The sequence below is a fragment of the Rhizobium sp. TBD182 genome (assembly GCF_001950375.1).
Classification (GTDB): domain Bacteria; phylum Pseudomonadota; class Alphaproteobacteria; order Rhizobiales; family Rhizobiaceae; genus Agrobacterium; species Agrobacterium tumefaciens.
The window spans coordinates 22862-40922 of record NZ_BDLN01000001.1; the positions used below are offsets into that span (position 1 = coordinate 22862).

Sequence of the window (18061 nt, forward strand, 5' to 3'; positions counted from 1 at the left end):
GGGTGCTGTTGGTTCCACCTGCACAAGCCGGTCATTGCATGAAAAAGATCGGCCATCATCTTGCCGCGCTTTGCTTTATAGGCTTTCGCGTTATAACTCCATCATACTGATGAGGATGAGGAATCACATGCAGAGCGTGCTGAAGTATCTGTCCACCGGCTTTCTTGCGGCGCTGCTTCTCGTTCCGGTCGGAGCGCAGGCGCAGGACAACAAGACCGTGCCCGCAAGCCACACGGAAATGCAGCTTTCCTTCGCGCCGCTGGTCAAGCGTACTGCGGGCGCTGTGGTGAATGTCTATGCCGAACGCATCGTGCAGCGGCGCTCGTCGCCCTTTGCCGGCGACCCGTTCTTCGAACAGTTCTTCGGCCAGCAGATGCCGAACCGCACGGAGAAACAGTCCTCGCTCGGATCGGGTGTGATCGTGACGGCCGGCGGCCTCGTGGTGACCAATAATCACGTCATCGATGGCGCCGACGACATCAAGGTGGCGCTGGCGGATGGGCGTGAATTCTCCTCCAAGGTGCTGCTGAAGGACGACCGGGTCGATCTTGCCATTCTGCAGATCGACGCGAAGGAACAGTTTCCGGTGCTTTCGCTTGGCAATTCGGATGCCATTGAAGTCGGCGATCTCGTGCTTGCCATCGGCAACCCCTTCGGTGTCGGCCAGACGGTAACGAGTGGCATCGTCTCGGGGCTGGCGCGCAACCAGGTGACGCAGGGCGATTTCGGCTTCTTCATCCAGACCGACGCCTCCATCAACCCCGGCAATTCCGGCGGTGCGCTGATGAACATGGCGGGTGAGTTGATCGGCATCAATACTGCCATCTTCTCCAAGGGCGGCGGGTCGAACGGCATCGGTTTTGCCATTCCCGCCAATCTGGTCCGTGTTTTCGTTGCCGCCGCCGAGCGTGGCGACGCGAACTTCCAGCGGCCCTATATCGGCGCAACCTTCGATCCCGTCACCTCCGATGTCGCCGAGGCGCTTGGCCTGCACCGCGCGCGCGGTGCGCTCGTCGTCAGCGTCGTCAAGGGCGGCCCGGCGGAGAAGGCCGGCATCGAGCCGGGGCAGGTCGTAACGGCGGTCAACGGTTTGGAGGTGGAGCATCCCGATGCACTCGGTTATCGCCTCACGACTGCTGGCATCGGCAAGTCTGCCGAATTGACGCTGGTGGAGAAGGGTAAAGAGAAGAAGGTGACCATTGCGCTCGACACGGCGCCGGAAACCGCGCCGCGTGACGAACGGCTGCTGGAGGGACGCAATCCCTTGGCGGGCGCGACGGTCGCCAATCTCTCGCCGAAGCTTGCGGATGAGCTGCGCATGCCTTCGCAGGTGACCGGCGTCGTCGTCACCGATGTGAAGCGCGGTTCGCCGGCCTATCGGGTCGGTTTCCAGCCGAAGGATGTCATCCTGTCGCTGAACGGCTCGGATATCGGCTCCACGGCTGCGGTTGAAAAGGCGCTGGATGACAATCCCGGCTTCTGGCGGGTGGAAATCCTGCGTGACGGTCAACGCATCCGGCAGTTCCTGCGATGAGCGATGACCTCTTTGCCCCACAGGTGCCTGTCGAGGTCGCCAACCGGCGGCCTCTTGCCGACCGCCTGCGTCCGAAGACACTGGCGGAGGTGACCGGGCAGCCGCATCTGACGGGTGAAGAGGGCGTGCTGCGCCGTATGATCGATAGCGGCTCACTCGGATCGATGATCTTCTGGGGACCGCCCGGCACCGGCAAGACGACGGTCGCGCGTCTGCTTTCGGGCGAGGCCGGGCTGGCTTTCGAACAGATTTCGGCGATCTTTTCCGGTGTTGCCGATCTCAAGAAGGTTTTCGAGGCAGCACGCACACGCCGGATGAACGGCCGGCAGACGCTGCTTTTTGTTGACGAGATCCATCGTTTCAACCGTGCCCAGCAGGACAGCTTCCTGCCGGTCATGGAAGACGGCACCATCATTCTTGTGGGTGCAACCACCGAAAACCCGTCCTTTGAACTGAATGCCGCTCTTTTGTCGCGGGCGCGTGTCCTCACGTTCGGTTCGCATGACGAAGAGAGCCTGGGCGAGCTTTTGAAGCGCGCCGAAGAGGCGGAGGGCAAGCCTCTGCCGCTGACCGAGGAGGCGCGTGTCAGCCTGATCCGGATGGCCGATGGCGATGGCCGCGCCGTGCTGACGCTTGCCGAAGAGGTCTGGCGCGCGGCGCGCAAGGAAGAGACTTTCGATACCGAAGGGCTGACGCGCATCGTGCAGCGGCGCGCGCCGGTTTACGATAAGGGACAGGACGGCCACTACAATCTGATTTCCGCGCTGCATAAATCGGTGCGCGGTTCGGACCCGGATGCGGCGCTTTATTATCTCTGCCGCATGTTCGATGCCGGCGAAGACCCGCTCTTTATCGGGAGGCGGCTGGTGCGCATGGCGGTGGAGGATATCGGCCTTGCCGATCCGCAGGCGCTTGCCGTCTGCAATGCCGCCAAGGACGCCTATGATTATCTGGGGTCACCGGAAGGCGAACTGGCACTGGCGCAGGCCTGCGTCTATCTCGCCACCGCGCCGAAATCGAATGCCGTTTATACAGCCTTCAAATCGGCGATGCGGGCTGCCAAGGAAAACGGCTCGCTGGTGCCGCCAAAACATATTCTGAACGCGCCCACAAAGCTGATGAAGGGCGAGGGTTATGGTGACGGTTACCGTTACGACCATGACGAGCCGGATGCCTTTTCGGGACAGGACTATTTTCCGGAAAAAATGGGTCGCAAGACGTTTTACGATCCGCCCGACAGGGGGTTCGAGCGGGACATCCGCAAGCGTCTCGACTGGTGGGCGAAGCTGCGCCGCGAGCGCGATTCGCGTTAAAAAGCTTTCTTCACAAAGAGAATCAGGCGCTTGCCAAAGTGAGTCGTAAAAACGCGCCATCCAACTGTTTCCAAAGGGAAATCAGGATGCCTTCCGGTGTTGCATGACCTGCGACGGCGCAGGCAGCATCTTGACCGAGGATTCCGCCAGACCGCTATGCCCTTCGGCATCGATCACCAGATGCCAGTGCAAGGTCTCGGGAATGCTGATGCGGATCGGCGATTTTTTCGCGACGCCGCCGAGATATTTGAAATCGAGCAATTCTGTGAAACGCTGGAAATTTGCGCCTGTCATCAGCCGTACATTGTTGACGGCCGAAAGGGACACCTCAATGGTCGTCCCAGCCCGCAATTCCTTCAGGTCATAGTGTGTAAAGCGGAAATTCGGCCGTGACATTGCGCGTCTCCCTGTACCTGTATTTTGGCAAAAGAGGATAGGACGTCAGGGTTAACGAGCTCTTTAAAACGGCAGCACCCTGTAGAATTTCGGGTCGCTGCGCCGGCTTTGAAGGGCCGTGGAGAGTATTGGCGGGTTGGTTGGAGGAGGTCTGGAATAATACTAACGTATAATAAGCGTATTCAGTTATAATAAATTTTTTAACTCTAACATACGCTGGTCGAAGTGCCGTCAGCGGCGTTGGGGGGAATATGAAAAACGTCACGATATCTATGCGCCTTTATGCGCTCGTTGCATTGTTTCTGGCAATATTGACTGCGGCACTTACATTCAGCCTGTTCGAGACCTTTCATGAGATGGAACGCGAGCGTAAAGCGGGGCTCGCATCCATGAACGAAACGGCTGTCGCCATTCTTGAGCAATATTACCGGCTGGAGCAGGGTGGTACCCTGACGCGTGAGGCTGCCCAGCAACAAGCCAAGACCACGATTGCGGCGATGCGCTATGGCAACGGTAGCGGCTATTTTTGGATCAACGACATGCATCCCAAGATGGTGATGCATCCGATCAAGCCCGAGATGAACGGCAGCGATCTCACTGCCAACAAGGATCCGAACGGCAAGGCGCTGTTCGTCGAATTCGTCAATACGGTGAAGGCGGGCGGCCAGGGCTTTGTCGATTATTATTGGCCCAAGCCCGGCGCGCCGGACCCAGTCGAGAAATTTTCCCATGTCGCCGGTTTCGCGCCCTGGGGATGGATTGTCGGCACTGGCGTTTATGTCGACGATCTTGAGGCGGTTTTCTGGAGCAACGCCTATTTCAACATCGCAGTGTGTGTTCTGTCCGGCCTTCTGGTGATCGGCGTGGCTGCAGCCGTCGTGCGCAGCGTGACACGGCCTATCGATCGCATCCGGCAGAGTATGAAGCGGATCGCTGATGGTGACGGCGAGGCGGAAATTGAATTCGCCGACCGTCGCAACGAAATCGGCGCCATTGCCAAGACGTTGCTGGTGCTGCGTGACAGCGTCAATGAGCGCAGCGCCTTGCAGGCCCGCGAGGCGGGGCAGCAGCGGGCGCTGGAGGAGGCGCGGCATGGCAACGAGATGGCGTTGCGCTCCGCATCCGAGCGTCAGGCTCATGCCATGAACGAGCTCGGCAGTTCGCTGGAAGCACTCGCCAATGGCGATCTGACCGTCGATCTTGCCGATATCGGCGGCGAATATGAAAAGCTGCGCATGGATTTCAACCGCGCCGTCGGCGCGCTGCATGGGGCGATCGAGGCGATCGCCAGAACCGGCCATGTCGTCAACGATAGCGCATCTGACATCAGCGGTGCGACCGGCAATCTTTCGCGCCGGACAGAGCAGCAGGCAGCGGCGCTGGAGGAGACGGCGGCGGCTCTTGACGAAATCACCGCGACGGTGCGCACCGCTTCCGAACGGGCGAACGAGGCCCGGCAAATGGTGCAGGATACAAAAACGAGCGCAGGCCGCTCGGGCGAGATCGTGCGCAATGCCGTCGATGCGATGGGCCGTATTGAGGAATCTTCGCGGCGCATCGGGCAGATCATTTCCGTCATCGACGAAATCGCGTTCCAGACCAACCTTCTGGCGCTGAATGCCGGTGTCGAGGCCGCAAGGGCAGGCGAAGCGGGACGCGGTTTTGCCGTGGTGGCACAGGAGGTTCGCGAACTCGCGCAACGCTCTGCCAATGCCGCCAAGGAGATCAAGACCCTTATCAATCGTTCCGCGGAAGAGGTCGGCGGCGGTGTCGCACTCGTTCGCTCCACGGGCGATGCGCTGGATGAGATCGTGACGCTGGTCAACCGGGTCGACGGCCACGTCAATTCCATCGCCACGGCGGCACGCGAACAGGCCACCGGCCTGCAGGAGATCAACACCTCCGTCAACCACATGGACCAGATGACCCAGCAGAACGCCGCCATGGTGGAAGAGACGACGGCGGCCAGCCAGACGCTGGCCGAAGAAAGCCGGCAGCTCCGCGCGCTGCTGTCCCGTTTCGAACTCGGGCATGGGGCAGGGCGCGAGGTTTCGCGGGCGGCTTGATTTTTATCCGCTTGAGATAGTTTACAGGGCGCGGCTTTGGCTGCGCCCTTTCTGTTTCGAGGAAGTGAGACAACATTTCCTCCGTCGTGCCGGATCCGTGGTGTGTCTGCGTCGTGAGAGGCGTTGGTTGGCGGAGCTTTGCTGACACCTTTGGTATGATTTCGGTCGAGGCTCCCGCATTTCCCGCTTCACGGAACAGCCCGGTTCGTTATTTCTCCCAACCAATAAGGATTCGTTTACCCCGTTTCTTTAAAATTTGCCTGTATTGCCGCGGGTAGCGGCCGCTGAAGGTACAGGTTCTCGTATGGCGTATGTTTCCCTTCCGCGTCGTCTTGTGACGTTGTTGATGATTTCCACGGTCATGGTGTCGTGTTCGGCGGAGGGCCTGGTGCCGCCGGCCGAGGTTGACGGCACGACACGTGTCGGCGCCATCCGGTCGTCGCGACAGCAAGGCTACAGCGCGCCGCCGGGTGCGGTCTATCAGGCCGAGCGGACCGGGCAGGCCACCAATTATCCCGCAGCCGTGTCGCAACCGATGCCGGAGCCTTATGCCTCGCAGGATCCCCTGCTGCAATCGCCACAGGGCGGCCAGGGCTATTCCACGCTGGATGGCCAGCATCAGGCGCGGATGGCCGCGAACGGCAAAAGCATGGCCTCCCCAGCCATGCCTAACCAGCAGGGCGCCGCAAATCAGATCGCCGAAGGCGAGGGCGGGGTGAACATGGATTCCATGCTGGGCGTGGAGCCGGTTCGCGGACTTGCGGAAGAGCAGGACGCCGATATTGCCGAAGGCGCTTCCGCCCAGCCGGTGGTGGACGGCATCGGCACCGACAATCCGGTTGCCGTTTCTCCCGCCCGCCGGCAACAAAGTGCGGGTCAGTCGCGGTTGATACCGCCACCGCCGCCGGGGTCTTCTTCCCGCCGCCAGCCGGTGGAGGAGGTCGCCATGGTGATGCCTAATGATCCGATGTCCCGCGACGGACTGCAAAGCAACCGCTCGGCCATGCCGCCCGGCGTCATGCCATCCTCGGAAGTGGCCTGTCGCTCCGAGCTGCGCCGTCTCGGCGTCGCCTTCCGCGATGTTGCGCGCATTGCAGATGGACCGACCTGCGGTATCGACTATCCGATCGAACTCAGCGGGCTTGCCAGCGGCGTTGCCATCCGCCCGGCAGTGAAGCTCAATTGCCAGGTCACGCTTGCCTTCGCCAAATGGGTAAAGTTCGAACTCGTGCCGTCCTCCCGATTCCGTTACCTCTCAGGCGTCGGACGCATCACGCCCATGGGCGGTTATTCCTGCCGCAAGATGAATTCGCGCTCCAGCAATCCGTGGTCCGAACATGCGCGTGGCAACGCCATCGATATCGGCACCATAACGCTGAACAACGGCAAGGAGATCGACGTTCGCAGCAAGAACTTCTTCGCCTTCCGGGAAAAGGCGCTGCTGAAGGCAGTGAGGTCCGATAGCTGCAAATATTTCTCCACGGTTCTCGGGCCAGGCAGCGATCCCAACCACTGGAACCATTTCCACTTCGACCTGCGCACCCGCAAGTCCGGTTACAGGCATTGCGACTAGGGGGCGACGAGACGACACGGTGGTGCATGACGATAGGCGTGAGGCATTAGTTGTGGTGCGTCACGTCGACCCGTAACTTCCCGTCCGTCCCGGTGCTACCCGGAATGACGGAGTGGGGGATGTGGCCACTTTACAATTTGGGCCTGTTGGGTTTGGTGCTAGCCGCCTAAAAAAAGACCGGCCCTAAGGCCGGTTGAAGAAGACTGCCTAAATCGGGGGATATCGGCGTCTTTGCAAGGGCATGTAATGGGAAGAAATCCCATAAAACGGTCCATCCGGTGCGGATATCCGGCAAAAGACATCGCGCCGTACTGACCTGCGGCCAACATGGCTTGCCGCCCTTTTCTGATACGCTATGAGCGTCACATGTTTGTGACAACGGCCCCCGGGAGCCTGCTTTCATGCCCCCTGTTTCAGAGATACTGATCTTTGCTTCGGCGCTTGCGGCCGCGGGCGTGGTTGCTGGACTTCTGGCGGGGCTGTTCGGCATTGGCGGCGGTGCTGTGCTGGTGCCGGTGTTCTACCATGTGTTCGGGCTTCTGGATGTGCCGGAGGCGGTGCGCATGCATCTGTCGCTTGGCACTTCGCTTGCCATCATCGTGCCGACCTCCATTCGTTCCTTTCTGACGCATCGCCAGAAAGGTGCCGTTGATATCGATCTCCTGAAGGGCTGGATCGTCGCCGTGCCGCTCGGCACCATCCTCGCATCTGTGGTGGCTGCGCATGCCTCGAGCGTCGCCCTGCGGCTGATCTTCGCTTTCATTGCGCTTGCGCTCGCCTTCCGGATGATCTTCAACCGGGCGAGCTGGCATCTCGGTTCAGACCTGCCGAAAAATCCGGTCCGCTTTCTGGTCGGCACCGGCATCGGCCTTCTGTCTGGCCTGATGGGTGTGGGCGGCGGGGTGATGAACAACACTTTCATGACGCTTTACGGACGCACCATCCATCAGGCGGTTGCCACATCCTCCGGTGTCGGAGTGCTTATTTCGCTGCCGGGTCTCCTCGGCTATATCTGGGCCGGCTGGGGTGATGCAGGTCTGCCGCCTTTTTCCACCGGCTTCATCAACTGGATCGCCGTCGCGCTGCTGATCCCCATCACGCTTGTCGTCGCGCCCTATGGCGCGCGGCTGGCGCATGCACTCAGCAAGAAGCAGCTGGAGCGGGCCTTCGGGGTGTTTCTGGTCTTCGTCGCGGCCCAGTTTTTCTACAGCGTCTACAGCTGATTTTCCCTCTCCGCCGAATGCAGTGTTCAGGCCGTTGGGCTGGCAATTGCGGGTTGTACGGCCTATATGGCGTGCATCTTACTCGTTTTTTCGAAAGATTCGCGATGAATGCCATTGTTTCGATACGGAATCTGACCAAATCCTACTCAAATGGCTTTCAGGCGCTCAAAGGTGTCAGCCTCGATATCAGAGAGGGGGAAATCCTTGCTCTTCTCGGGCCCAACGGAGCCGGCAAGACGACGCTGATCTCTATCATCTGCGGGCTTGTCAATCCGGGTGAAGGCTCGGTTCTCGTTGGCGGATATGATGTGGTGAAGGATTTTCGCCAGACGCGTGCCCTGATCGGCCTTGTGCCGCAGGAACTGACGACAGACCAGTTCGAGACCGTGTGGAACACCGTCAGCTTCTCGCGCGGTCTGCATGGGCAGAAGAAGAACCCGGAACTGATCGAGCGCGTCCTGAAATCGCTGTCGCTCTGGGACAAGAAGGACAATATGCTGCGGGAGCTTTCCGGCGGCATGAAGCGACGCGTGCTGATCGCCAAGGCGCTTGCGCACGAACCGAAGGTCCTCTTCCTCGACGAGCCGACGGCGGGTGTGGATGTTACCTTGCGCCGCGACATGTGGAATGTCGTTTCCGAGCTGCGCTCCAAGGGCGTCACAATCATTTTGACCACGCATTACATCGAGGAGGCGGAAGAGATCGCCGATCGAGTGGGCGTTATCAATGGCGGCCAATTGTTGCTGGTGGAAGAAAAGACCGCGCTGATGAAGAAGCTCGGCCGCAAGCAGCTTTTCCTTGAACTTTCGCAGCCGGTGGAGGCGTTGCCGGACAGTCTCTCATCCTTCGGCCTTTCGCTCTCGGATGACCGCAACACCATCACCTACGAGATCGAGGACAACGGCGAGCAGGGGCGCATTGCCGATCTGCTGACTGCGCTTTCCGGTGCCAACATCCATTTCAAGGATATTTCGACACGTCAAAGCTCTCTTGAGGATATTTTCGTCTCGCTGGTAGGAGACCAGAAATGAATTTCGAAGCCGTCAAGTCCATCTACCTGTTCGAAATGGCGCGCACCCGCCGGACCCTGTTGCAGAGTGTCGTGTCGCCGGTCATTTCCACCTCTCTCTATTTCATCGTTTTCGGAACGGCGATCGGTTCAAGGATTCAGGAGGTTGGCGGGGTTTCCTATGGCGCGTTCATAACGCCCGGCCTGATCATGCTGACGCTTTTGACGCAATGCATCAGCAACGGCTCTTTCGGCATCTATTTTCCGAAATTCACCGGCACGGTCTACGAGATATTGTCTGCGCCAGTGGCGATGACGGAAATTGTTGCCGGTTATGTCGGGGCGGCGGCGACCAAGGGGCTGATGATCGGCACGATCATCCTTATAACGGCCTCCTTCTTCGTGGATATCACCATCGCCCATCCGTTCATGATGATCCTGTTCTTTGTGCTGACGGCGGTGAGCTTCAGCCTGTTCGGCTTCATCATCGGCATCTGGGCCACGAATTTCGAGCAGCTGAACCTCATCCCGATGCTGGTGGTGCCGCCTCTGACATTCCTTGGCGGCAGCTTCTACTCCATCGACATGCTGCCGCCCTTCTGGCAGACGGTCAGTCATTTCAACCCGGTGCTCTACCTCATCAGCGGTTTCCGCTGGAGCTTCTACGAGATCGCCGACGTTAATCCCGTCATCAGCCTGGCGATGATCACGCTGTTCCTTGCGCTCTGCCTCGGCGTCGTCGGCTGGATGTTCAAGACCGGTTACCGGCTGCGCAACTGACCGGAAAGAGGTTTGCCGTGAATATGATACGCCCGGTTTGCACCGGGCGTTTTCGTATTCGGATAGCGAGACGTTATTTTTTGATCTCGAGCAGGAACTGTCTGCCCGGCAGGTTTTACCTGTCTCGCAATCTCAACTCATCGGTCTGCATCTGCATCGAACCAAGCGTCGACAGGAAGCTCATGCCGAGCAGGCTCTGGCCCAGTTGGCCATCCTGCGCGACGAGGGCGGGGATGTTGCTCCGCGCGATCGGGCCGATGCCGATCTCGGACAGGGTGACGGGCGCTGCCGCCGTGCGGCCGTTCGCGGTCATCACCGGCACGGTGTAGCGCAGTTTCGTGGTGTCGATGCCGATGGCGGCGGCATCGGCATTGGCCAGCACCACGGAGCTCGCGCCGGTATCGACCAGCATGTGGATCGTTTTGCCTTCAATGCTGACATTCGCCTCGAAATGGCCGCTCATCGATTTGTGCAGTATGATCTCCTGTTCGCCGCCAGCGGTCGTAACCACCACCGCGCGGCCGGGCATCAGGCCACCCAGCAGCCGGTCGGCGAAGGATTGCAGGTCGTAGCGATAGAGATAGACGGATACGAGGCCGAGGATGATCACGAGCCAGATGGCGAGTTGCCGGACAACGCTTGCGAAGCTGCCGCGGCTTCCCGCCAGAATGCCGACGGATAGCAATCCCGCAATCGGCAGGAGATAGACGATCTGTCCGAATTTTTCGTTGTCGATGCCGAAGGTGCGGCCGCTGTCGTGATTGACGAGAAGCAGGCCGAGACCCACGGCCAGCAAGAGGAGAACAAAAGTCAGCCTGTTCATGCGGTGTGCGTCTCCCTGGAGGTGTCCTTGCCTGTTTTTGCCAGTCTTTCGGGAAGCGCCTGCATGATCATGCGGCGCTTTTCGTCGCTATAGGTTGCCCAGCCGCCGATCTCGTCCAGCGTGCGTCCGCAACCGATACAGAGGCTGTTCGTGGCGTCGAGGGAGCAGATATGAATGCAGGGTGTTTCCATGGGGATCTATATCAGTCTGTCACGTCGCAAGGGCAAGAGCGACGAGAGTAACGATCTCCGTGATCTGCTGGCTGGCGCCGATTGTGTCGCCGGTGTGGCCGCCGATCTTGCTGACACAGAGCCTGCCGAACAGCACCGTCGCGAGGCAGGCAGCCGCCAGAACGACTACGATCGACACAAAGGGCAGGGCATGCAGCGTGAAAAGCACGAGCAGCAGCAACCCTGTTGCGAGCGCGATGTTGCGCTCGCGTTCCCCGGGTTGGCCGGCGCCGGCGGCGATGCCGGAGGTTTTGGCGGCGGGCAGTGACTGCCAGTGCCACACCATCAGGGCGCGGCTCACCACCAGCGCGGCAATCAGGCAGGCGGCGGCGGTCTTGGCAGGCAGGGTTTCTATAAGCGATGCGAGTGCCGTGGCGCGCAGTGCAAAGGACAGGACCATGGCGATCGTGCCATAGCTGCCGATGCGACTGTCCTTCATGATCTCAAGCGTTTTCGGCTTGTCCTTGCCGCTGCCGAAGCCATCGGCCATATCCGCCAAGCCGTCTTCGTGCAACGCACCGGTTATGAGCGCGGTGACGGCGATGGCAAGCCAGCCGGTGAGCTGCGGTGAGGCGTCGAACTTCGCTAATGCCACCACGAGCACAGCAGCGGGCAGGGCGATCAGGAGGCCTGCGGCGGGAAAAGCGCGAGCTGTCCGGCGCATCGATGGACCGTCACCTTCACCGAAGAAGCGCGATGGGACCGGCAGGCGGCTGAGAAAGGCAACGGAATGCATGACATCTGTTATAAAATCCCCGGCCTTCATGCTCTCTCCGCTGCTGTGCTTGCATTTCCGGTTGTTCCGCGGCGCGTCCGCGATTATGAGAGGCGCAACAAAGACCGATTTGCCGCAAAACACAAGTTTCCGCCAACCCGACGACGAGAAAGACAGATACCATGAGCATGAGCGGATTGCCCTTCGACGATTTCCGCGCGCTGCTGCGCGAGCTTCCCGGCCCGGATACGCATGCGCTGGTCGCGGCCAAGGAGCGCAATGCGCAACTGACGAAACCGGCCGGTTCGCTCGGTCGGCTGGAAGAAATCGCCATGTGGCTTGCCGCATGGTCGGGCCGCTCGCCCGCCGTCACCCGTCCGCTGGTGGCGATTTTTGCCGGTAATCATGGCGTCACCCGGCACGGCATCACGCCCTATCCGACATCCGTGACGCAGCAGATGGTGGAGAATTTTGCGGCAGGCGGTGCGGCGATCAACCAGATTTGCGTCACCAATGATCTCGGTCTGAAGATTTTCGATCTGGCACTTGATTACCCGACCGGCGACATCACCTGCGAGCCTGCCCTTTCCGAGCGCGATTGCGCCGCCACCATGGCCTTCGGCATGGAGGCGATTGCTGGCGGTACCGACCTTCTCTGCGTTGGCGAAATGGGCATTGGCAACACCACCATTGCAGCGGCGATCAATCTGGCGCTCTATGGCGGTACGGCGGAAGAATGGACCGGTCCCGGTACCGGCTCCGAAGGCGAGGTCATGGCCCGCAAGATCGCGGCGGTGAAGGCTGCCGTCGAGTTCCACAAGGACCATCTGTCCGATCCGCTCGAAATCATGCGCCGACTTGGTGGCCGTGAGATTGCGGCGATTGCCGGCGCGATCCTTGCCGCCCGCGTGCAGCGCATTCCCGTGCTGATCGACGGTTATGTGGCGACTGCCGCTGCAGCACTTCTGAAGGCTGCCAATCCTTCGGCGCTTGACCATTGCCTGATCGGCCATGTCTCCGGTGAACCGGGCCATCTGGCTGCCGTCGAGAAACTTGGCAAGACGCCGCTTCTGGCGCTGGGCATGCGGCTTGGCGAGGGCACGGGTGCCGCTTTGGCCGCTGGCATCGTCAAGGCTGCCGCCGCCTGCCATTCCGGCATGGCGACTTTCGAAGCTGCCGGTGTCGATACTGGTACCCATTCCCACACTGAGCATTGAGGCCGAAGATGGACGCAACGCCGCAGAAGAAGCAACCGGAACCTGCCTTTCGCAAGGAAAAGGGATGGCGGCATCTTTTTGCTGCTGCCCGCTATTCCTTGCAGGGGCTTGGACGGCTGTGGCAGGAAGCGGCGTTCCGGCACGAGATTCTCGCCTTCGGCGTCGGCCTTGCCCTGCTTCTGGTCGCTGGCGCGCCGTTTGCGCATCTTCTCGTCTTTACGGTGCTGATGCTGCTTTTGTTCGCGGTCGAGGCGCTCAATACCGCGATTGAGGAGTTGGTGGATCGCATCTCGCCGGAAATCTCTTCCGTCGGGCGGCACGCCAAGGATCTCGGTTCCTTCGCCGTCTTCTGCCTTTTGACGGCAAACGGATTTTTCGTGCTTTATTCGCTGGTGACGACGCTGTTCTTCTGAACGGCAGATTTGACGCTTAGGCGAAGGACCGGCGGCGTGGCTGGATGGCGTGGGTTTCCTCCACGGCTGGCAGGCTTTGCAGCACGCGTTTTGCCGGCAGGATGGCGATGCCTTCGGTGCCTTCACGCAATTTCGATTTCAGGATGAACTGGCCGTCATGCTTGGCAAGGATGGCCTGAACGATGGGCAGGCCGAGCCCGGTTCCCTGTTCGGCGCTCTTGATCGCGATCGATCCCTGACCGAAGGCCGACAACACCACGGGGATTTCTTCCTCTGGAATGCCGGGACCGTTGTCCTTGATCGACACATATTGCCCGCCACCCGCCGTCCAGCCTGCCTTCACGAGGATTTCACCGCCCTGCGGGGTGAATTTGACGGCATTGGAGAGCAGGTTGAGGATGACCTGGCGGATCGATTTTTCATCCGCCCAGACCTGCGGCAGGCTGCTTTCAAACTGCTGCGAAATCCTGATGGTCTTGGCGCGGGCGCGAAGCTGGATCATGCCGATGCAATCTTCGGCGATCTCAAGCATCGAGACCGCTTCCTCATTGAGGTCGTAGCGGCCGGCCTCGATACGCGACAGGTCGAGGATTTCGTTGATGAGGTCGAGCAGATGCTGGCCGGAACGGTGGATGTCGCCGGAATATTCCTTGTAGAGCGGATTGTTGAGCGGACCGAGCACCTCTGCGGACATGACTTCGGAGAAGCCGAGAATGGCGTTGAGCGGGGTTCGCAGCTCGTGCGACATGGAGGCGAGAAAGCGCGATTTCGCCAGATTGGCCTCTTCCGCACGCCGCCGCGCCTCATCCGACATCGAGTTGGCGACTTCGAGTTCGGCGATCAGATCATCTTTTTCAGTCTGCGACGACAGCAGCTTGATGCTGGTCTGGTAAAGCCTGCTGGTGATGCGATGACAGAAAAGAATCGCCATGCCGAACATCAGGGCGAGGCCAACATCGAAGGGATCGCGGGAGACGACGGAGGTGACGCACAGCGCCGCCAGCACCGGCAGGAAGGTCATGAAGGTGGCCCGCCGCAGCATGAAATTGGCCATGGCGGTAAGCGAAAGCGCGATCAGCAGCGTCGCGCCCTTGAAGAAAAGAACGAGTGCCGGGTTGTTGCGCACCGGTTCGGCCAAGGCGAACATTGCCCAGGCGCAACCGATGAGGATCTGCATGGCAAGGAAGAGATTGCGCCACTTCGGCAGATTTTCGGCCGTGATCCCCTGTTTGGCGGCTCTTTTGGCCAGCACCAGAGACATGGCATGGAAACTCAGCGCAATGAGCGACCAGATGATCAGCCCTATGTCACCCGTGATATACAAACCGATGATAGAGGCGAGTACGATGAAAAGCGGCATGATCATCGCGCCCTGAAGGGCTTCTGCGATGTGCATCGTCAGCATTTCACGTTCATAGGCTTCGCTGCCGCCAGCGCCTTGCTGCAAGCGTTCACGCGTCGTCTTCACCGTGTCGAAAACAGCCTTGTTACGGTGCTTTCGTGAACGGTCGACGATGATCTTATCGGTGGACGTGCTGACGCTTTTACTCATTGTTACAACGCAGGTGACATGAACCCTTTGCAGGCTACGCACAAAATCTTAAGAAGATGCTGCCGTGAAAGGATTTGTTTGCCATTTCTGACAAGGGTTTGTTGTGACATGAGACGAAATGGAGGCAGGCGCGGCTTTTTCTCGATTTTTCGCGACGGCGGGCTTTTCCTTGCCACCGTTTTTCTCGGCATTCTGATTGCCGCCAAGCTCGATCAGATCAATAGCGAGACCCATACCGGCCGTTTCTTTGTGATCGATGGCGATACGCTTTCAAAGGGCGAGGACCGGTTCAGGCTGCTCGGCATCGATGCGCCGGAGCTTTCGCAGACGTGCCGACGCGGCAGCGAAACCTGGCCATGCGGCGCGGAGGCGCGCCGCGTTCTGCAACAGATGATCGAAGGCCCGACATTTTCCTGTTCCGGCAGTTCCAGGGACCGTTACGGACGTCTGCTAGTCTATTGCTCGGCGGGAGACCGGGATGTGTCCTCGGAAATGGTGGCGTCGGGTTTTGCCATCGCTTCAGGTTATTTCCAGTTCTCCGGCGAACAGGCACTGGCGCGCAAAGAAGCTCGCGGCATATGGGCCGGAGAATTCGAAAAACCGGCGGAGTGGCGGCGCGAACATCGCGCAGCGGATTTGCAAACGCCCGCCGCGGGTTTCCTCACCATCATCCGTCATCTTCTGGGATGGAATCATGGCTGAGGCGGATCGAGCCCTGCCGATGAATGACGATGGGTTGGACGGGCTGCGGGGCGCGATTGCCCTCTGTCGCATCTGTCGCGACACCCCAACCTACGGACGCCTGCCGCACGAACCGCGACCGGTCGTGGTGATGTCGACCAGGGCGCGTATCCTGATTGCAGGGCAGGCGCCCGGGCTTCGCGTGCATGAAACGGGTGTGCCTTTCAACGATGCCTCCGGCGACAGGCTGCGCCAATGGCTGAATGTTGATCGTGAGACATTCTACGATCCGGACCGCTTCGCTATTGTGCCCATGGGGTTCTGTTTCCCCGGCTATGACGACAAGGGCAGTGACCTGCCGCCTCGACGCGAATGTGCGCCGCAGTGGCGGGAGAAGGTGCTGGCGGCGATGCCGCAGGTGGAGCTGGTCCTTGCCATCGGTCAATATGCCCAGGCCTTTCATCTCGGGGAAAGACGGCGGAAAACCATGACCGAGACCGTGCACGACTGGCGCAGCTATTTTCATTCAAATTCGGGACCGGCCATTTTGCCGCTGCCGCATCCTAGCTGGCGCAACACCGGCTGGCTGAAGAAGAATCCGTGGTTTACCGAGGAGCTGCTTCCTGTTCTGCGACAACATGTGGAAATGCGACTTTAGTGAAACAATTTTCTGTTTTTCTCTAAAAATTAGTGTATTGAAAGGAAATTAATTCAGGAGGGTAGACGCATTGGATCGCCTAGACCGTAAGATTTTGCGCATTCTGCAAGAGGATTCCACGCTGGCTGTCGCTGATCTGGCGAAAAAGGTCGGCCTTTCCACGACGCCCTGTTGGCGGCGTATCCAGAAGATGGAAGAGGACGGTGTCATCCGCCGGCGCGTGGCGCTGCTGGATCCGGTCAAGGTCAACACCAAGGTCACCGTTTTCGTCTCCATCCGCACTGCCTCCCATTCCATCGAATGGCTGAAGCGGTTTTCCGAGGTGGTGTCCGAGTTCCCCGAAGTCGTCGAGTTTTACCGCATGAGCGGCGATGTCGATTATCTGCTGCGCGTTGTAGTGCCTGACATCGCGGCTTATGACGCTTTCTACAAGCGCATGATCGCCAAGATCGAAATTCGTGACGTGTCGTCTGCCTTTGCGATGGAACAGATCAAATATACGACGGAACTGCCGCTCGATTACATGCTGCTGGATAATCCCAAATCCGGCGAGGAATGATTCCAGCTGATCAGGCTTTTTGAACAATGCCCTTTCCGGCTGCCGGGGAGGGCATTTTTCGTTGCGCAGTTTGCTTTTCCGCAAGTACTCAAGTCGGCTATCCGGCGGTTGTCCGGGGAATGCACACTACTGGCGTGCCGAGGCGGCCAGGCAATCTTATTCCACCTGCGACGGCAAATTCGCACATTCAATTCTCTTTGCACTCGTGCCGCGCAAAGTGGGATTTTGATAAAATCACTCGAATATCTACGCTTTGTATATCTGATGATGGCAACAGCGAAGGATATCCACATGCTCACACGACGCGGAACATTGGGACTGATTGCGGGTGCAACGGGGGCGGCGTTCCTGCCGCATATCCGACGGGCTGGAGCCGCGACAACCACATTACGGATAGGCTGGCAGAAGAATGGCGTGATCGCGTTGGCAAAGAGCCAGGGCGCGCTTGAAGCGCTGTTGAAGGATCGCGGCATCGAGGTCAAATGGTCGGAGTTTTCCTCCGGGCCGCCGCTTCTTGAAGCGCTGGGCGCAGGTGCGCTGGATATCGGACCGACGGGCGATGTGCCACCGCTTTTCGCGCAGGCTGCCGGTGGCAATCTGCGCTATGTGGGAACTTACAAGGGCGCCGCCGGCGGATCGGCAATCCTTGTGCAGAAGGATTCGCCGCTCAAGACGCTGGCCGACCTCAAGGGCAAGAAGGTGGCTTTCAAGCGCGGCTCCAGCGCCCATAACGTTACTGTCAAAGCATTGCGAAAGGCCGGTCTGACGCTGAACGACATAACATCCATCGACCTTGCCCCGCCGGATGCGGCGGCCGCTTTCCGCAGCGGCAGCATCGATGCCTGGTCGATCTGGGATCCTTATTTTGCCGTGGCGGAAAAGGAGCCGACGACACGGGTTCTCACGACTGCCGAAGGTATTGTCGATCCCTGGAGCTATTTCCTTGCCAATGGCGACTTCGTGGAAAGCAATCCCGACCTCGTGCCGCTGATCCTCAAGGAACTCGCAAGCGTCGGCGCAAAGGCTCAGGCCAATATCGATGAGACTGCAAAATTGCTGGCGGCGATAACCGGCGTCCCGCAGGATGTAACCAAGGTGTCGCTGACGCGTCCGGGGGCTGATCTGGGGCGTGTCTCGCTGGTTTCAGATGAGGCCATCAGCTATCAGCAGGCGCTGGCCGACGAGTTCTACGATCTGAAAATCGTGCCGAAGAAACTCAAGGTTACCGATATCGTCTGGCGTCCGAAAGCGAGTTGAACCGGGCGAAAGCTGAGTCTCTTCAATCGTCTGGCTGTTGTTGCTAAGAGATTGATTCAGGC

The 18061-nt window shown here is 59.6% G+C and carries 18 protein-coding genes; 13 read left to right on the plus strand and 5 right to left on the minus strand.

Annotated elements, in window-relative coordinates; all coding sequences use genetic code 11:
• Positions 1–127 precede the first annotated feature (127 nt).
• Positions 128–1534: a DegQ family serine endoprotease gene (locus T18_RS00180; RefSeq protein ID WP_003516104.1), complete on the plus strand. Its 1407-nt coding sequence runs from the start codon at positions 128–130 to the stop codon at positions 1532–1534.
• On the plus strand, positions 1531–2847 hold the full coding sequence (locus tag T18_RS00185) for a replication-associated recombination protein A (protein WP_038491430.1): 1317 nt from the start codon (positions 1531–1533) through the stop codon (positions 2845–2847). Before T18_RS00180 ends, T18_RS00185 begins: the two co-directional genes overlap by 4 nt.
• An 81-nt stretch (positions 2848–2928) precedes the next feature.
• Here T18_RS00185 and T18_RS00190 read toward each other — a convergent pair whose 3' ends face one another.
• On the minus strand, positions 2929–3243 hold the full coding sequence (locus T18_RS00190) for a DUF1883 domain-containing protein (RefSeq protein WP_003516101.1): 315 nt from the start codon (positions 3241–3243) through the stop codon (positions 2929–2931).
• A 251-nt stretch (positions 3244–3494) separates the two neighbouring features.
• On the opposite strand from T18_RS00190, the gene T18_RS00195 reads away from it, so the two are divergent.
• The 5 genes from T18_RS00195 (at position 3495) to T18_RS00215 (ending at position 9894) form a co-directional block, all read left to right on the plus strand.
• Complete coding sequence (locus tag T18_RS00195; protein ID WP_038491428.1) at positions 3495–5309, plus strand: methyl-accepting chemotaxis protein; 1815 nt, start codon at positions 3495–3497, stop codon at positions 5307–5309.
• A gap of 304 nt (positions 5310–5613) precedes the next feature.
• On the plus strand, positions 5614–6882 hold the full coding sequence (locus T18_RS00200; protein ID WP_038491425.1) for an extensin family protein: 1269 nt from the start codon (positions 5614–5616) through the stop codon (positions 6880–6882).
• 401 nt (positions 6883–7283) lie between these two features.
• Positions 7284–8105, plus strand: a complete 822-nt coding sequence (locus tag T18_RS00205) for a sulfite exporter TauE/SafE family protein (RefSeq protein WP_013636424.1) — start codon at positions 7284–7286, stop codon at positions 8103–8105.
• A 104-nt stretch (positions 8106–8209) separates the two neighbouring features.
• Positions 8210–9136 carry an ABC transporter ATP-binding protein gene (locus tag T18_RS00210; protein WP_019567066.1) on the plus strand — a complete coding sequence of 309 codons (927 nt, stop codon included), beginning with the start codon at positions 8210–8212 and terminating at the stop codon, positions 9134–9136.
• Positions 9133–9894 (plus strand): ABC transporter permease, encoded by a 762-nt coding sequence (locus T18_RS00215; protein WP_003516094.1) that lies wholly within the window; start codon positions 9133–9135, stop codon positions 9892–9894. Before T18_RS00210 ends, T18_RS00215 begins: the two co-directional genes overlap by 4 nt.
• Positions 9895–10009: 115 nt before the next feature.
• On the opposite strand, the gene T18_RS00220 is transcribed toward T18_RS00215, so the two are convergent.
• From T18_RS00220 to T18_RS00230, 3 genes are read right to left on the minus strand one after another with little or no spacing between them, the layout of a single operon-like run.
• Positions 10010–10717 carry a TIGR02281 family clan AA aspartic protease gene (locus T18_RS00220; RefSeq protein ID WP_003516092.1) on the minus strand — a complete coding sequence of 236 codons (708 nt, stop codon included), beginning with the start codon at positions 10715–10717 and terminating at the stop codon, positions 10010–10012.
• A complete protein-coding gene (locus T18_RS00225) occupies positions 10714–10908 on the minus strand; it encodes a DUF1289 domain-containing protein (protein WP_038491422.1) in 195 nt (64 codons plus the stop codon). Before T18_RS00225 ends, T18_RS00220 begins: the two co-directional genes overlap by 4 nt.
• A 19-nt stretch (positions 10909–10927) precedes the next feature.
• Positions 10928–11713, minus strand: coding sequence for an adenosylcobinamide-GDP ribazoletransferase (locus tag T18_RS00230; protein WP_075807465.1), 786 nt, complete (start codon positions 11711–11713; stop codon positions 10928–10930).
• 131 nt (positions 11714–11844) lie between these two features.
• On the opposite strand from T18_RS00230, the gene cobT reads away from it, so the two are divergent.
• Both cobT and T18_RS00240 read left to right on the plus strand, forming a co-directional pair.
• Positions 11845–12879: a nicotinate-nucleotide--dimethylbenzimidazole phosphoribosyltransferase gene (gene cobT / locus T18_RS00235; RefSeq protein WP_003516086.1), complete on the plus strand. Its 1035-nt coding sequence runs from the start codon at positions 11845–11847 to the stop codon at positions 12877–12879.
• Positions 12880–12887: 8 nt separating this feature from the next.
• Entirely contained in the window at positions 12888–13292 is a 405-nt protein-coding gene (locus tag T18_RS00240; RefSeq protein WP_038491416.1) for a diacylglycerol kinase, read from the plus strand.
• 16 nt (positions 13293–13308) lie between these two features.
• Here T18_RS00240 and pdhS2 read toward each other — a convergent pair whose 3' ends face one another.
• The gene (gene pdhS2 / locus T18_RS00245; protein ID WP_013636419.1) at positions 13309–14844 is read right to left on the minus strand and encodes a two-component system sensor histidine kinase PdhS2; all 1536 of its coding nucleotides are present in this window, start codon (positions 14842–14844) and stop codon (positions 13309–13311) included.
• 108 nt (positions 14845–14952) lie between these two features.
• Here pdhS2 and T18_RS00250 point away from each other — a divergent pair, with 108 nt between their 5' ends.
• From T18_RS00250 to T18_RS00265, 4 genes are all read left to right on the plus strand, one after another.
• Entirely contained in the window at positions 14953–15546 is a 594-nt protein-coding gene (locus T18_RS00250; protein ID WP_013636418.1) for a thermonuclease family protein, read from the plus strand.
• Positions 15539–16183: a uracil-DNA glycosylase family protein gene (locus T18_RS00255; RefSeq protein WP_162163073.1), complete on the plus strand. Its 645-nt coding sequence runs from the start codon at positions 15539–15541 to the stop codon at positions 16181–16183. Before T18_RS00250 ends, T18_RS00255 begins: the two co-directional genes overlap by 8 nt.
• Positions 16184–16253: 70 nt before the next feature.
• Positions 16254–16742, plus strand: a complete 489-nt coding sequence (locus tag T18_RS00260) for an Lrp/AsnC family transcriptional regulator (RefSeq protein ID WP_003507846.1) — start codon at positions 16254–16256, stop codon at positions 16740–16742.
• 291 nt (positions 16743–17033) lie between these two features.
• Positions 17034–17999, plus strand: coding sequence for an aliphatic sulfonate ABC transporter substrate-binding protein (locus T18_RS00265; protein ID WP_038492867.1), 966 nt, complete (start codon positions 17034–17036; stop codon positions 17997–17999).
• Positions 18000–18061 lie beyond the last annotated feature (62 nt).